The 15,656-nt window shown below is 63.4% G+C and carries 14 protein-coding genes; 3 read left to right on the top strand and 11 right to left on the bottom strand.

Annotation, left to right across the window (positions count from 1 at the left end; genetic code table 11):
* Positions 1-62: 62 nt before the first annotated feature.
* Positions 63-968, bottom strand: coding sequence for an aminoglycoside phosphotransferase family protein (locus tag M2267_RS22325; RefSeq protein WP_429117198.1), 906 nt, complete (start codon positions 966-968; stop codon positions 63-65).
* Between the two features lie 285 nt (positions 969-1,253).
* Between M2267_RS22325 and M2267_RS22320 the strand changes: the two genes are divergently transcribed.
* The gene (locus M2267_RS22320; RefSeq protein ID WP_429117195.1) at positions 1,254-2,162 is read left to right on the top strand and encodes a DUF6030 family protein; all 909 of its coding nucleotides are present in this window, start codon (positions 1,254-1,256) and stop codon (positions 2,160-2,162) included.
* A 36-nt stretch (positions 2,163-2,198) separates the two neighbouring features.
* Here M2267_RS22320 and M2267_RS22315 read toward each other — a convergent pair whose 3' ends face one another.
* Positions 2,199-2,630 carry an Lrp/AsnC family transcriptional regulator gene (locus M2267_RS22315; RefSeq protein WP_057255025.1) on the bottom strand — a complete coding sequence of 144 codons (432 nt, stop codon included), beginning with the start codon at positions 2,628-2,630 and terminating at the stop codon, positions 2,199-2,201.
* Between the two features lie 125 nt (positions 2,631-2,755).
* Here M2267_RS22315 and M2267_RS22310 point away from each other — a divergent pair, with 125 nt between their 5' ends.
* Positions 2,756-3,859 (top strand): saccharopine dehydrogenase family protein, encoded by a 1,104-nt coding sequence (locus tag M2267_RS22310; RefSeq protein WP_034802496.1) that lies wholly within the window; start codon positions 2,756-2,758, stop codon positions 3,857-3,859.
* An 86-nt stretch (positions 3,860-3,945) separates the two neighbouring features.
* On the opposite strand, the gene M2267_RS22305 is transcribed toward M2267_RS22310, so the two are convergent.
* The 8 genes from M2267_RS22305 to M2267_RS22270 form a co-directional block, all read right to left on the bottom strand.
* On the bottom strand, positions 3,946-5,373 hold the full coding sequence (locus M2267_RS22305) for a mannose-1-phosphate guanylyltransferase/mannose-6-phosphate isomerase (protein ID WP_429117192.1): 1,428 nt from the start codon (positions 5,371-5,373) through the stop codon (positions 3,946-3,948).
* Positions 5,374-5,560: 187 nt separating this feature from the next.
* Positions 5,561-5,962 (bottom strand): F0F1 ATP synthase subunit epsilon, encoded by a 402-nt coding sequence (locus M2267_RS22300; RefSeq protein WP_034803086.1) that lies wholly within the window; start codon positions 5,960-5,962, stop codon positions 5,561-5,563.
* Between the two features lie 120 nt (positions 5,963-6,082).
* Entirely contained in the window at positions 6,083-7,600 is a 1,518-nt protein-coding gene (atpD, locus tag M2267_RS22295; RefSeq protein ID WP_043619145.1) for a F0F1 ATP synthase subunit beta, read from the bottom strand.
* 24 nt (positions 7,601-7,624) lie between these two features.
* Positions 7,625-8,506: a F0F1 ATP synthase subunit gamma gene (locus tag M2267_RS22290; protein WP_043619147.1), complete on the bottom strand. Its 882-nt coding sequence runs from the start codon at positions 8,504-8,506 to the stop codon at positions 7,625-7,627.
* A 27-nt stretch (positions 8,507-8,533) separates the two neighbouring features.
* On the bottom strand, positions 8,534-10,063 hold the full coding sequence (gene atpA, locus M2267_RS22285; RefSeq protein WP_043619148.1) for a F0F1 ATP synthase subunit alpha: 1,530 nt from the start codon (positions 10,061-10,063) through the stop codon (positions 8,534-8,536).
* Positions 10,063-10,623 (bottom strand): F0F1 ATP synthase subunit delta, encoded by a 561-nt coding sequence (locus M2267_RS22280; protein ID WP_305728137.1) that lies wholly within the window; start codon positions 10,621-10,623, stop codon positions 10,063-10,065. Before M2267_RS22280 ends, atpA begins: the two co-directional genes overlap by 1 nt.
* A gap of 263 nt (positions 10,624-10,886) precedes the next feature.
* The gene (locus tag M2267_RS22275) at positions 10,887-11,273 is read right to left on the bottom strand and encodes a hypothetical protein (RefSeq protein ID WP_043619162.1); all 387 of its coding nucleotides are present in this window, start codon (positions 11,271-11,273) and stop codon (positions 10,887-10,889) included.
* A gap of 138 nt (positions 11,274-11,411) precedes the next feature.
* Positions 11,412-13,628 carry a primosomal protein N' gene (locus tag M2267_RS22270; protein ID WP_429117188.1) on the bottom strand — a complete coding sequence of 739 codons (2,217 nt, stop codon included), beginning with the start codon at positions 13,626-13,628 and terminating at the stop codon, positions 11,412-11,414.
* Between the two features lie 179 nt (positions 13,629-13,807).
* On the opposite strand from M2267_RS22270, the gene fsa reads away from it, so the two are divergent.
* Positions 13,808-14,461 carry a fructose-6-phosphate aldolase gene (fsa, locus tag M2267_RS22265; protein WP_043613920.1) on the top strand — a complete coding sequence of 218 codons (654 nt, stop codon included), beginning with the start codon at positions 13,808-13,810 and terminating at the stop codon, positions 14,459-14,461.
* Positions 14,462-14,514: 53 nt separating this feature from the next.
* Here the strand turns inward: fsa and M2267_RS22260 are convergent, their stop codons facing one another.
* A complete protein-coding gene (locus M2267_RS22260; RefSeq protein WP_429117186.1) occupies positions 14,515-15,648 on the bottom strand; it encodes an AAA family ATPase in 1,134 nt (377 codons plus the stop codon).
* Positions 15,649-15,656: the final 8 nt, after the last annotated feature.

Below are 15,656 nucleotides of genomic sequence, written 5' to 3'. Positions count from 1 at the left end.
GCCTGACCTAGAGGCAATTTGCGCCGGGGTCAAGTCGGCGCCCGGCCGGCGCGCAACCGGTCTCAGCCGTAGCGATGGTGATCCGCAAGCACCTCGTCGATCACCACGCGCTGCTTTGCCTTTTCGCTCGCCGGCGCGCCAGCCATGCCGGCAAGCACGATCAGCGCCTTCCACAGCGTCCAGCCGCGGCCGCGGGCCCAGGCGCCGTGATCGAGAGCCATGCCGTCGCGGAAGACCTCGCGGCTCTCGCCGCCGAAAAACGTCCAGGCAATCGCCAGATCGCAGGCGGGATCCCCGACGCCGGAAGTGCCGAAGTCGATGACGCCGCTCAGGCTGCCGTTCTCGACCAGCAGGTTACCCCAGGCGATATCGCCGTGAAACCAGACGGGCGCGCCCTCGAACGGCGCGGCAAGCGCGGCCTCCCAGACCTCCCCTGCGGCCATCGTGTCGACATCACCCGCAAGCAGCGTAAGCGCCTGGCGCGTCTGCGCGTCGTAGAAGGCGGGCGGTCCGCCGCGATGGAAATTGTGATCGCCGGGCACGGGCCCACCAGCGGCGTCCGCTTGCATCAGCGCGCGCAGGAACCGCGTCAGGTCCTTCGCGACCTGCCTGACATCATCGACCCGCTCGGCAGCCAGTGTTTCCCCGGGGAGATAACGATAGACCGACCAGGGCCAGGGAAAACCTTCTCCCGGCACGCCCTTGCCGAGAGGTACCGGAATGGACAGCGGCAGTTGCGGCGCCAGCAGCGGCAGCCAGCGATGTTCCTTTTCCACCTGCAGAACGTAGTGTTCGGCGCTCGGCAACCGGACGGTCATCCGGTCGCCGAGGCGAAACGTCCTGTTGTCCCAGCCGCCCGGTTCGATCGGCCTTATGTCGAGTTCCGACCACTGCGGAAACTGCACCGCGAGTAGCCGGCGCACCAGAGCTACGTCGATCGACGGCGTTGCGGATGTCGGCTCTGTCATGACGAACATGCGCTCCGGTTTGAATGTCTGCGGACGCTAGTTAGGCAATCGCTTCGGGATTTCAACTTTTTAGTTCACGCCGGCGATGGTTCACCGGCGCGTTGTGCGGGGATGCAACAGTCGCCTCGCGGTTATCGGCGGTTGCATATTGCCGCCGCGACGGATTTCGAGGATGAAGAAGGCTTGGACATCTTGCTAGCCTGAGATCATGGAAACCCGGCAGACCGACCGCCCTTCGCTGGAGGCTCCGCAACTCATCGCCCATCATCGGGCGAGCGAGGCTGCATGAGCACGGCCAAAGGCAAGACGCCCGCCGGCAAGCCGGCCCGAAGCACCGGTCTGCGCTTCTTCATCGTGGCCCTGCTGCTGATCGTCACCGCCATCGTCGCGACGGCCCTGCTCGCCAACGAGCAACGCAATCTGAAGAAGGTTCTGCTCGCACTCGGCCTGCCGACGACCTTTCTCGAAAGAGGGAGACCAGACGAGACGACGGGCACGAAGCGCGAGAGGCGCGTGCCGCCGCGCGTCGTCTTGCCCGCCTGGACCTTCCAGGACCTGCAGACGCCGGAGCAGCAGTTCCTGCGCGTCATCCGCAGCGACCCAAAGGCGCTTTGCGACGAGTTGCGCGAGGCCGGGTTTCGGGAACTCGAATGGAAATCGAGCGCCGGCGAACGGGCCCAGTGGGAATGCTCCTCGCTGATTTCCTTGCCCCGGCCGGGCGAAGACAAACCCTCTTCGATCTTCATCTTCGTCAAGGGCAGCGGCGAGGAGGAGATCTCGTCGTTCCGCGTCAAGCTCAACATCGAGCGCCAGGAGGACAGCCAGGCGGTGACGACGGCTGCGGCGCGGGCGGCATCCGTCTTCCTCGATCACGTGCGCTGGGCGGACGCGGCCAGCGTCACCTTGCAGATCCAGGCGCTGAGGGAATTCGACCTCAAGCGCTTTGGCAGCCGCATTCAGCTCAAGCGTGAATCCGACGAGGAGACGCAGCGCTACAATTTCCTCGCCAACCAGTTCGCCCGTGCCCGCCCGAAGAGCATTGCCGAGCAATATTTCGACCGCAGCAAGTGGCTCGGCTATGGCGATGGCAGCCTGCGCAGTTTCGTTCGGGGACCGAGTGCCTGGAACGCCCCGGCCAAGGTGCCGGACGGCACGGGCAAAGAGGAATCCGCACCGGCCGCCAGCCCGCCCTGATGATCGCGCCGCCTGTCGCTCGAACCGAAGGACGGTCTAGCGGTCGATCCGCGTCGAGAGGATGATCGACGACAGCGTTCGGTCGACACCGTCGATTTCGCCGATGCGATCGATCAGCAGGTCGAGCTCGCTGATAGACGTCGCAGCGACCACGGCAATCAGGTCGAAGCTGCCGCTGACCGAATGCAGCGTCTGGATTTCCCGGATGGCACTCAGCTCCGGGGTCACGCGCGAGAGCGCCCGCGGTGCGATGGTGATCAGCACATGCGCCTTGACCAGCCCCTTCTCGTAGCTTTCCGACAGGCGCACGCCATAGCCGGCGATGATGCCTTCGCGCTCCAGCCGCTCGATGCGGGCCTGCACCGTCGTTCGCGACAGGCCGAGCCTTCGGGCAATCGTCGCCGTCGGCATGCGGGCGTTTTCGCTCAAGACGGCGAGAAGCTCGCGATCCTTGTCCGTGATCTGCATTTCGTCGGTCCAGTTGGGCAATCTGCCGAATTTAGATAGGCGATTTAGTCACATCAGCGCTTCAAATCAACAGCCCCTCCCACAACAATAGAGACACAAACAGTTCTCATGCCCTGGGGGAAAGAATGAAGAATATCGTCGTCATCGGAGCAGGCAAGATCGGCTCCACCATCGCTCGCATGCTGGCACACACCGGCGACTACAGCGTCTGCGTCGCCGACCGCGCCGCCGAGCAGCTGGAGCAGGTCGAAAAGCATGCCGCGATCACGACGGCGACCGTCGACATCGGCGACAAGAAGGCGCTCGTCGCTCTTCTCTCCGGCAAGTTCGCCGTTCTGAGCGCGGCTCCGTTCCACCTGACGGTCGCAATCGCCGAAGCCGCTGCCGAAGCCGGCATCCATTACCTCGACCTCACGGAAGACGTCGAATCCACCCGCCAGGTCAAGGCGATCGCCGCCAAGGCAAACACCGCCTTCATTCCGCAGTGCGGCCTCGCACCGGGCTTCATCTCGATCGTCGCCAACGACCTCGCCAGCCGTTTCCAGACGCTGGAAAGCGTGCGCATGCGCGTCGGCGCCCTGCCGCAGTACCCGTCGAACGCGCTCAACTACAACCTCACCTGGAGCACCGACGGCGTCATCAACGAATACATCGAGCCCTGCGAAGCGATCGTTGAGAGCAACCTGATCGAAGTGCCGGCCATGGAAGAGCGCGAAGAATTCTCGCTCGACGGCGTCACCTACGAAGCCTTCAACACCTCGGGCGGCCTTGGCACCCTCTGTGAAACGCTGAAGGGCAAGGTCCGCACGCTTAACTACAAGACGATCCGCTACCCGGGTCACGCCGCCATCATGAAGGCGCTCCTCAACGACCTCGGCCTGCGTCACCGCCGCGAAGTCCTCAAGGACATCTTCGAAAATTCCCTGCCGACCACCACCCAGGATGTCGTCGTGATCTTCGTCACCGTTTCGGGTTTCCGCGACGGTCGCCTGATCCAGGAAACCTACGCCAACAAGGTCTATAGCGGCGTCGTTGCCGGTCGCATGCAGAGCGGCATCCAGATCACCACCGCCGGCAGCATCTGCGCCGTGCTCGATCTGCTTGCCGAAGGCAAGATCGCCCAGAAGGGTTTCGTTCGCCAGGAAGACATCGGCCTCGATACCTTCCTCGCAAACCGCTTCGGCCACTACTACGCCCAGAAGGGCGAGAGCGCGCGCGTCGCCGGCTGAGCCAATCAGCCCTGATGCGCCGACTTCAATGCCCGGGTTTCGCCCGGGCATTTTTCGTTTCGCCGTCCGACAACGATGCGATGCGCCTATTTACGGCCGAATTCGTCCTCGATGCGGACGGTGTCGTCGTCGCCGAGATAGGAACCGGTCTGCACCTCGATCAGCTCCAGCGGGATTTTGCCCGGATTGTGCAGCCGGTGCACGGTGCCCTGCGGAATGAACACCGACTCGTTCTCGTGGAGCAGCCGCGTCTCGCCACCCATGGTGATCTCCGCCGTGCCGCGCACGACGACCCAGTGCTCCGCACGGTGATGGTGCTTCTGCAGCGAGATCTTCTTGCCGGGCGTCACGCGTAGGCGTTTCACCGAGAAGCGCTCACCGTCGGACAGTGCGGCCACCGCGCCCCAGGGACGGTAGGAGGTCGGATGCACTTCCGTCAGCGCCGCGGTTTTGGGAGAACGCGCAAGCGCCTTGACGATATGGCCGACGCTCTGGCTGTCGTCCAGCCGCCCGACATAGACGGCGTCCTCGCCGGCAATGACGGCCACGTCTTCCAGACCCTGCACCGCCAGATGAATGTCGCGCGACAGCACCAGCGAGTTGCGGGTGTTCGACACCGTCGCCCGGTCCGTGACGACATTGCCGTCGGCATCCTTGCGCCCGGCCTTCCACACCGCATCCCAGCTTCCGAGATCCGACCAGGGGAACGACGACGGCACGACGGCGGCATGCTCGGTCTTTTCGAACACCGCATAATCGACGGAAATATCAGGTGCTGCAGCAAAGCTCTCGCCGTGCAGCCGAGTGAAGTCGAGATCCTTGTAGGCACCTTCGACGGCAGCCTTCGTTGCGTCGAAGACCTCCGGCGCAAACCGCTTCAAGTCGTCGAGAAAGAGCGTCACCGGCAGCATGAACAGGCCGGAGTTCCAGAGATAGCGCCCGGTCGCGATCATCGCCTCGGCTTTCGCCCGATCCGGTTTCTCGACGAAGCGCGCCACCCGGTTCGTGCCTTCGGCCAGTTCGTCGCCGCATTCGATATAGCCGTAGCCGGTGGCCGGTTCGGTCGGGGTGATGCCGAACGTCACCAGCTCTCCCCGCCTGGCGGCCGCCTGCGCTCTCAAGATGCAGTCCTCGTAGAGGACGCCGGCGTCGATCTCGTGATCAGAGGCGAGCACCTGCATGATCGCCCCTTCGCCGTAACGGCCAAGCACTGCGAAGGCGGCGGCGGCAAGGGCCGGTGCGGTGTTGCGCGCCACCGGCTCCAGGAGAATGTCGCCGAGCTCGGCCTCGATCGTGCGCGCCTGCTCGGCGACGATGAAGCGAAAGTCGCTGTTGGTGACGACGATTGCCGGCTCGTAGCGCGTCCGGTCGCCCACACGCTCAAGCGTCTGCTGGAACAGCGATCGCTCGGAAAGGATCTGCAGGAACTGCTTCGGCGCGGCGGAGCGCGAGAGCGGCCACAGTCGGGTGCCCTTTCCACCGGCCATGATGACAGGAACAATCTTCGACGTCATGCCAGCGGTCTTTCCTCGTGGGCTGCGTGGTCATCGATGAATACAGGATCGACGGTGAAGAATAGCTAAAGTCGCCGATGGGAGCCACCAGTCGCGTTGCAGCGGGAGCGGCCCGGATGAACGCATAAAAAAACCCCGCTCGAAGGCGGGGCTTTGTTTCTGCGCTTCACCCTTCCGGGTGTCCCTTTCAGGCCGGGATGACGATCTCGCCGAGCTTCGTCAGTTCGGCGACGAACTGCTCCAGACGGGTCTTCTTCTCGTCACCGGCGCCTTCCAGCTCAGCGCGAACCGCGTCGATACGGCTTTCGAGAGCCGTGCGGTCGAGTTCATCGACATGAACGGCGGATTCGGCGAGCAGCGTGCAACCGGTCGGCAGGATGTCGGCAAAGCCGCCAAACACCGCAAAGCGCTCCGTCTTGCCGTCGGCCAGTTTCACCGTGACCACGCCGGGCTTCACCGTCGTCATCGTCGGCGCATGATTGGCCATCACGGTCATCTCGCCCTCGGTCGCCGGAATGACGACTTCCGTCACCTTTTCGGAGACGAGCAGGCGCTCGGGGGAAACAAGCTCAAAGTTGAAATCGGCCATGACCATTCACTTCTTGTGGGCGCGCCACCTGAGAGGCGGCTGTGCATGTCTTCCCTATCCTTGCGAAAGGACAGGATGAAAGCCTCGGCGCTTGTGCAGCGCCGAGGCTTAACAGTGCTATCAAGCGGCTTCAGCAGCCAGTTTCTTGGCCTTTTCAATCGCTTCTTCGATCGAGCCAACCATGTAGAAGGCAGCTTCCGGCAGGTGGTCGTACTCGCCGTTGACCAGGCCCTTGAAGCCCTTGATCGTGTCTTCGAGAGCGACGAGCTTGCCCGGCGAACCGGTGAAGACTTCGGCGACGAAGAACGGCTGCGACAGGAAGCGTTCGATCTTACGAGCGCGGGCAACGGCCAGCTTGTCTTCTTCAGACAGTTCGTCCATGCCCAGGATGGCGATGATGTCCTGGAGAGCCTTGTAGCGCTGCAGGGTCGTCTGCACCTTACGCGACACTTCGTAGTGCTCTTCGCCGACGATCATCGGGTCGAGCATGCGCGAGGTCGAGTCGAGCGGGTCAACGGCCGGGTAGATACCCTTTTCGGCGATCGAGCGCGACAGAACGGTCGTTGCGTCCAGGTGGGCGAACGAGGTTGCCGGCGCCGGGTCGGTCAAGTCGTCGGCCGGAACGTAGATGGCCTGAACCGAGGTGATCGAGCCCTTGGTCGTGGTGGTGATGCGTTCCTGCATCTGGCCCATGTCGGTCGCCAGCGTCGGCTGGTAACCCACGGCCGACGGGATACGGCCGAGCAGAGCCGACACTTCGGAGCCTGCCTGGGTGAAGCGGAAGATGTTGTCGACGAAGAACAGAACGTCCTGGCCCTTGTCGCGGAAGTCTTCAGCGATCGTCAGACCGGTCAGAGCGACGCGAGCGCGGGCGCCCGGCGGTTCGTTCATCTGGCCGTATACGAGGGCAGCCTTGGAGCCTGCACCGCCGCCGTGCTTGTTAACGCCGGACTCGATCATTTCGTGGTAGAGGTCGTTGCCTTCGCGGGTACGTTCACCCACGCCTGCGAACACCGAGTAACCACCGTGCGCCTTGGCGACGTTGTTGATCAGTTCCATGATGAGAACGGTCTTGCCGACGCCTGCGCCGCCGAAGAGGCCGATCTTGCCGCCCTTTGCGTAAGGAGCGAGAAGGTCGACGACCTTGATGCCGGTGACGAGGATCTGCGCTTCCGTCGACTGCTCGACGTAGGACGGCGCTTCCTGGTGGATGGCGCGCTTGCCGGAGGTGACGAGCGGACCGGCTTCGTCAACCGGCTCGCCGATGACGTTCATGATGCGGCCGAGCGTTTCGTCGCCAACCGGAACCGTGATCGGTGCGCCGGTGTCGGTAACCGACTGGCCGCGAACCAGACCTTCGGTCGAGTCCATGGCGATCGTGCGAACGGAGTTTTCGCCGAGGTGCTGTGCGACTTCGAGAACGAGGCGGTTACCGTTGTTGTCGGTCTCCAGCGCGTTCAGGATCTGCGGAAGCTGGCCCTCGTCGAACGCGACGTCGACGACGGCGCCGATGACCTGCGTTACGCGACCGACAGCGCCGGTTGCGGCTGCTGCTGCGGTCTTGGCGGAAGCTGCCTTCCTCGGTGCAGCGGGCTTCTTCTCCGCTGCGGTTTCTTTCGGGGTAGCTGCCTTAGCCATAATCCTTACCCTCTTCTCGTGACCTTAGAGCGCTTCCGCGCCCGAGATGATTTCAATGAGTTCCTTGGTGATCTGAGCCTGGCGCTGACGGTTGTAGTTCAGCGTCAGCTTGTTGATCATCTCACCAGCATTGCGCGTCGCGTTATCCATCGCGCTCATCTTGGCACCCATTTCGCCTGCGACGTTCTCGAGCAAGGCCCGGAAGATCTGCACCGAAATGTTGCGCGGAATGAGATCGCTGAGGATCGCGCCCGCGTCCGGCTCATATTCGTAGACAGCCGAAGCATCCGATGCTTCCGCTGCGACCGGGCCGGCCGAAGCGGGGATCAGCTGCTGAGCCGTCGGAATCTGGGCGATAACGGACTTGAACTCAGAATAGAACAGCGTGCAGACATCGAACTCGCCCTTTTCAAAGAGCGCGATGACCTTGTGGCCAATCTGGTCGGCGTTTTCAAAGCCGATCTTCTTGACCTCACGCAGGTCGACACGATCGATGATCAGCGACGCGTATTCGCGGCGCAGAATATCGAAGCCCTTCTTGCCGACGCAGATGATCTTGACCGTCTTGCCGGCTGCAAGCAGCTTGCGAACGTGGTCGCGGGCATGACGGGCGATCTGCGAGTTGAAGCCGCCGCAAAGGCCGCGTTCAGCCGTGCAGACGACCAGAAGGTGCGTATCGTCCTTGCCGGTTCCGGTCATCAGCGCAGGCGCGCTGTCGTCCGCGCCAACCGCCTGGGCGATGTTGGCGAGAACGGCAGCCATACGCTGCGAGTAAGGCCGGGCGGCCTCAGCCGCCTCCTGCGCACGCCGAAGCTTCGCCGCGGCGACCATTTTCATCGCCTTGGTGATCTTCTGCGTCGCCTTGACGGAGGCGATCCGGTTCTTCAGATCCTTAAGTGAAGGCATCCGTTATCCGTCCTAACTGAAATCCGCTCAGGCGAAAGACTTGGCGAAGCTGTCGATTGCAGCCTTCAGCTTGCCCTTGACGTCGTCGGAGATCGCCTTGTCCTTGCGGATGGTTTCCAGGATGTCCTTGCCTTCCGAACGCATGTACGAAAGCAGGCCCTGCTCGAACTTGCCGACCTGGTTGACCGGCAGCTTGTCGAGGTAACCGTTGACACCTGCGAAGATGACAGCGACCTGCTCTTCCGTCTTCAGCGGCGAGAACTGCGGCTGCTTCAGGAGTTCGGTCAGGCGGGCACCGCGGTTCAGCAGGCGCTGCGTAGCGGCGTCGAGGTCCGAGCCGAACTGCGCGAAGGCGGCCATTTCGCGATACTGGGCGAGTTCGCCCTTGATCGAGCCGGCAACCTGCTTCATCGCCTTGATCTGCGCGGCCGAGCCAACGCGGGAAACCGACAGACCGACGTTAACGGCCGGACGGATGCCCTGGTAGAACAGGTCGGTTTCAAGGAAGATCTGGCCGTCGGTGATCGAGATCACGTTGGTCGGGATGAACGCCGAAACGTCGTTGCCCTGCGTTTCGATGACCGGCAGAGCCGTCAGCGAGCCAGCGCCCATGTCGTCGTTCAGCTTTGCAGCGCGCTCGAGCAGGCGGGAGTGCAGGTAGAAAACGTCGCCCGGGTAAGCTTCGCGGCCCGGCGGGCGGCGCAGCAGCAGCGACATCTGACGGTAGGCAACGGCCTGCTTGGACAGGTCGTCGTAGCCGATGAGAGCGTGCTTGCCGTTGTCACGGAAGTATTCGCCCATCGCGCAGCCGGCGAACGGTGCGAGGTACTGCATCGGAGCCGGATCGGAAGCCGTTGCAGCAACGATGATCGAGTACTGCAGGGCGCCGCGCTCTTCCAGAACCTTCACGAACTGGGCAACCGTCGAACGCTTCTGGCCGATTGCGACGTAGACGCAATACAGCTTGTCACCATCCGGACCATTGTCGTGAATGGCCTTCTGGTTGAGGATCGTGTCGAGGATGATCGCGGTCTTGCCGGTCTGGCGGTCGCCGATGACGAGCTCGCGCTGGCCACGGCCAACCGGGATCAGAGCGTCGATGGCCTTGAGGCCGGTCGACATCGGCTCATGAACCGACTTGCGCGGAATGATGCCCGGTGCCTTGACGTCAACGCGTGCGCGCTGCTTGGCGTTGATCGGGCCCTTGCCGTCGATCGGGTTGCCGAGCGCGTCGACGACGCGGCCGAGCAGCTCCGGACCAACCGGAACGTCCACGATGGCGCCAGTCCGCTTGACGGTGTCGCCTTCCTTGATGTCACGGTCCGAACCGAAAATAACGACACCGACGTTGTCGGCTTCGAGGTTCAGCGCCATGCCGCGAATTCCACCCGGGAATTCGACCATTTCGCCTGCCTGGACATTGTCGAGGCCGTAGACGCGGGCAATACCGTCACCGACGGAAAGCACCTGACCGACTTCGGAGACTTCTGCTTCCTGGCCGAAATTTTTGATCTGATCTTTAAGAATTGCGGAAATTTCCGCGGCGCGGATATCCATCAGCCGACCTCTTTCAGTGCAAGCTTAAGGCTAGAGAGTTTGGTGCGAAGGGAAGTGTCAATCTGGCGGGACCCGACCTTGACGATCAGACCTCCAAGAATAGACGGGTCGACGGTGACGTTGACCGCCACGTCTTTGCCGGTGACGCTCTTCAGCGTCGCCTTCAATTCAGTTTCCTGCGCTGCGGAGAGCGCATGGGCCGACGTGACGTCGGCGGAAATTTCGCCACGATGGCGCGCGGCGATCAGGCGGAACGCCTTGATCATGCCCGGCAGCGCGAAGAGGCGGCGATTGCGGGCAACGACCTTGAGGAAGTTGCCGACGAGCCCGGAGATGCCAGCTTTCGCTGCAACAGCCGAAATGGCCTTGAACTGGTCGTCTGCAGAAAAGACCGGGCTGGCGATCAGCCGCTTCAGATCGTCGCTACCGTCGATCAGGGTCTGGACGCGGGTGAGATCCGCACCGACTGCCTCGACCGAACCGGCGCTGAGCGCGAGTTCAAAAAGCGAGGACGCATATCTTTCTGCAACACCGGAAATAAGCTGGGATGTGTCTGCCACGGGCACAAGCTTCTCTCAATTTCATCCAAGAACCGTGCTGGCGGTGGGCCGTCAACTTAAGCTCTTGAATTTGCTGCAATAATTTGCAGGATATCGAGGCCTGGCGACCCACTTCCCCCGCAATTCGCGGTTCGTCTAGCATAGGATGTTTGGACTCGCAACACGCGAACGGCAGGAATGCGGCATAAGTCGGCCACCTTTGGCCGAATTTTGCCGTAAATTCGGTCCTGCGCTGTGAATCGCGGGGATGCCCGCAATCGCGATCAGATCATGCCGAAGACATAGCCGAGCGGAAGGATGGCGAGCGCCGCCTGAACGATGAGCGCCGCCCAGTTGTAGAGCGTGCTGCCATTGTCGCTCATCATGGAGAGGATTCGACCGAAGGCGGCGAGCGCAAAGGCAGCCCCGACAGCCAGATAAACCATCGGCTGGGCGAGCAGAATGGCGGCGAGGCCAAGTCCCAGATGCATGCCGCCCATGGTCGAGCGCGCCTCGGCTAGGCCGCCCCGCCGTCCCTCGGCAATGCCGATGCCGGCCAAGCGAAAGGTCAGCCGCGGAGCAAACAGCATGACGACGCCGATCAGCGCTGCCGCCGCCGCCGCACAGAAGGCGAGGAACTCGCCGGTTTCCGTCGGAATATAAAACTCCATGCCCGTTCCCGCAGATGAGCCCGTTGTCATGCCGCCCCGTCGTCGGCCGGAGCGATGCGTTCCTGACGTCTAGCGCATGTCGCCCCGGTTGTGAATCGCCCACGGGCGCTTGAACGCAACGATCACAGGAAACTTGAACTACAGGAAGCTTTGGGGATCGATGTCGAGCTGGACGCTGATCGAGCCGCGCTCCTTGGGGCCGGCGGCGATCATCGCCTTGACGAAAGCCTGCATGTCGCTGTTGCGCCGGCCATGCACCAGCAGCCGGAAGCGATGCCGCCCGCGCACCAGCGCCAGCGGCGCCTCGGCTGGACCGAGGATGGAAATGCCATCCGTCCGTGGCGCTGCCATCCGCAAGCCGCGCGCATGGCCCTCGGCATCCTGCCGGGTGTCGGCCGAAACAATCAGCGAAGCGAGCCGGCCGAACGGCGGCAGCAGTGCCTTTTCGCGCTCGGCGATCTCACGATCGTAGAAAGCGTCGGCATCGCCGGACACGATCGCCTGCATCACCGGATGCTGCGGCTGATAGGTCTGCAGCAAACCGAGGCTCTTGAGACCCGTTCGGCCCGCACGGCCGGTCACCTGCGAGAGCAGCTGGAAGGTCCGTTCCGCCGCACGCGGATCGCCGTTCGCAAGTCCCAGATCCGCATCGACGATGCCGACCAGTGTCATCAGCGGAAAGTTATGGCCCTTGGCGACGAGCTGGGTGCCGATGACGATATCGGCCTCGCCGCGCGTGATGGCTTCGAGCTCCAGCCTCAGCCGTTTGACGCCCATCAGGTCGGAAGAAAGCACGATGGTGCGCGCCTCGGGAAAATGCCGCTCCACCTCTTCGGCGATGCGTTCGACCCCCGGCCCGCAGGCGACCAGATGATCGAGCGTGCCGCATTCCGGGCAGGCTTCCGGCGTGCGCTCGGAATAGCCGCACTGATGGCACTGGATCTGCCCGCGGAAGCGATGCTCGACCAGCCAGCTCGAACAATCCGGGCACTGGAAGCGATGGCCGCAGACGCGGCACAGCGTCAGCGGCGCATAGCCGCGACGATTGAGGAACAGCAGCGCCTGTTCGCCGCGCTCGATCGCCTTGCCGACCTGGTTCAAGAGCACCGGCGAGAGAAACCCGCCGCGTGCCGGCGGATGCTGGCGCATGTCGACGACGCCGAGCCGCGGCAGCGCCGCATCGCCAAAACGGGTCGGCAGGTGGATCGGCTTGTAGCGCCCGACGTCGCCATTGACCCGGCTTTCGAGCGACGGCGTCGCCGAGACGAGCACGACGGGAAAGCCGGTGATGCGACCACGAACGACGGCCATGTCGCGCGCATTGTAGAAGACGCGATCTTCCTGCTTGTAGGCAGGGTCGTGCTCTTCGTCGACAATGATGAGACCCAGTTCCTCGAAGGGCAGGAACAGCGCCGAACGGGCGCCGGCAACGACGCGGACCGTGCCGGTCGTCACCTGGCGCCAGACCTTTTCACGGGTGCGGGGAGCCAAGTCCGAATGCCACTCGGCGGGCTTGGAGCCAAAGCGATCCTGGAAGCGTTCGAGGAAGCTCGACGTCAGCGCGATTTCCGGAAGCAGGATCAGCACCTGCTTGCCCGCCCGAAGGGTCGCAGCGATCGCCTCGAAATACACCTCGGTCTTGCCCGAGCCGGTAATGCCGTCGATCAGCGATACCGAGAAGCCGCCATCCTCGACCGCTGCCAGCAGATCGGCCGCTGCATCCTTCTGCGGGCCTTCGAGCCGGGGGGCGGTAAAATCGGGATCGGGCAAGGCGACGACCGGCGGCGGCGCCATGAAGACGGTCTCGAAGACGCCTTGCTGGGTCAGCCCTTCGATCACGCTCGACGACGTGCCGGCTGCGTGCGCCAGACCCGAGCGTGTCCAGGAAAAGCCGTCGCTGGCGGCAGCGATCACCCGTTCGCGCGCCGCCGTCATGCGCTCCGGTCGCATCTCCGTGAGACGCAGCGCCTCCACCATCGGCTCGGGATCGAACGCGGCGGGTGCGCGAAGCGCCATGCGCGCGACCAGCCCCGGCGGCGTGACGGTGTAGGCGGCAACCCAATCGAGAAAGGTCCGCATGTCGCGCGTCAGCGGCGGGCAGTCGAAAGCCTTCTCGATCGTCTTGAGTTTCTTGGCGTCGACGCTCCCGTCATCGTCGCCATCCCAGACCACGCCGACGACGAGGCGGGGGCCGAGCGGCACCTGCACGATCGAGCCCGGCTCGACCGCCATGCCGTCGGGAACCGCATAGGAATAGGCTTTCGGCGCCGGCATGGGCACCAGGACCGGCACGACGCGACGGGCCGAAACGGGCCCGAGCAAATCGCCGAATAAATCGGTTGAATCGCGAGTCATTTTGCCGTGACCTTGCCACGTGTTTCGGTTAAAGAAAACTGCGCTGCGAACCGCAGCCTTGCAGGCCGCAGGGTTTGTCACGGTTCCACCAGAGTTTCAACGCGCGCGATCTCTGCCAACGGAATTCCTCCCCGGTAGATATGCGCCGAACGGCAATCGTGCCCCAAGGGAGTGACCCCATGAAATTTTTCGTTGATACCGCCGACGTCAAGGAAATCCGCGAGCTGAACGATCTCGGCCTTCTCGATGGCGTCACCACCAACCCGTCGCTGATCCTGAAGTCGGGCCGCGACATCACCGAAGTCACCAAGGAAATTTGCTCGATCGTCGACGGCCCGGTTTCGGCTGAAGTGACCGCGACCGAATATGCCGAGATGATGAAGGAAGCGGCCGTTCTCGCGAAGATCGCCGACAACATCTGCATCAAGCTGCCGCTGACGCTCGACGGCCTGAAGGCCTGCAAGGCGCTGACCTCGGACGGCCACGAGACCAACGTGACCCTGTGCTTCTCGGCCAACCAGGCACTGCTTGCCGCAAAGGCCGGCGCCACCTTCATCTCGCCCTTCGTCGGCCGCCTCGACGACATCGCGTTCGACGGCATGGACCTGATCCGCGAGATCCGCCACATCTACGACAACTACGGCTACGAGACCGAGATCCTTGCAGCTTCGATCCGCACCGTGAACCACGTCAAGGAAGCCGCCCTCATCGGCGCCGACGTCGTCACCGCGCCGCCGGCAACGCTGAAGGCGCTGGTCAAGCACCCGCTGACCGACAAGGGCCTTGAAACCTTCCTGGCCGACTGGGCCAAGACCGGCCAGAAGATCGCCTGATTGTTTCGGGAATGAACAAGAAAACCCCGCAGCGATGCGGGGTTTTTTGTTGCCTATTCGTCGTGGTCCATCAGCCCTGTCAGCCGCATGCCGTCGATCCAGGTGGCGCTGTCCTTGCGGATCACCCGGCGCGGACGGATACCGGAGCGCTGGCGCACTTCTTCCGCCAGTCTTTCCGAATGGGTGACGATCCAGATCTGGCTCTCCCTGGAAGCGCTGACGATCATGTCGGCAAGCGCCGGCAGCATGTCCGGATGCAGGCTCGTCTCCGGCTCGTTGAGCGCAATGAAGCGCGGCCGGCGATAGGAGAGCAGTGCCGCCGCAAGCGCGAGAAAACGCATCTGTCCGTCGGAAAGCTCACGCGGCGAAAACGGCCGGCTGGGAAAATCCGGAAAGACCAGCGAGAACTCGGCGAACTGGCCGGGATCCGGAACATCGAGGTAAGCGCCGCCGAACGCATCGGCGATCGCCCGGTCGAGGTCGACCGTATCCTCGCGCGTGTGGCGGAGCGTCGCAAAGACGGCCGCCATGTTGACGCCGGTCTCATCGAGCATCGGCGCGGTCACCGCAAGGCAGGGCAGCCGCAGCGGCGAATCGCGGTCGGTGCGGAAGCCGTGAAAGAAGCGCCACTGCTCGACCGCACGGCGGAAAGTGCCGACCTCAGGATAGTGTCCGGCATCGCCGAGTAGAGAGATCGCGGTCTCGGACGTCAGCGCCTGTTCGGGATAATCCTCCATCCGCCCGCGTTCGCCGCGCACGAAGATGCCGGGGCCGGATCGTTTCATCATCGTCACCGGACGGCGGCCGGTTTCGACCGTCAGTTCCTCTTCCTTGACCTGCGGCTCATAGGCGAAACCGGCGGCGGGCAGGGGCGGGCGCAGCCCGGCCTCGATGCGGTAGCGGAAGGTGATCGCCCGCTCCTCGTCCAGAAGCTCGGTTTCGAGCCTTATGCGCGCCGGCTTGTCGGCACGCCGACGGCCGCTCCAGAGCGCCGACGACATGCCGCCCTCCTCGGCAATCTCGCGCGCCAGGGTGCCGCGCGTGGCGGCTTGCACGAGTTGAAGCGCGCGATAGAGATTGGACTTTCCGACGCCGTTTTCGCCGATGAACAGGTTGACCCCGGTCAGATCCATGCGGATCGACTTCAGCGAACGGTAGTTTTCCGCAAACATGGATTGAAGCTGCATGGCTCAGA

Source organism: Ensifer sp. KUDG1, from assembly GCF_050434285.1.
In the GTDB taxonomy this organism is placed as follows: Bacteria; Pseudomonadota; Alphaproteobacteria; order Rhizobiales; family Rhizobiaceae; genus Ensifer.
This window is presented reverse-complemented; position numbering and strand designations above follow the sequence as displayed.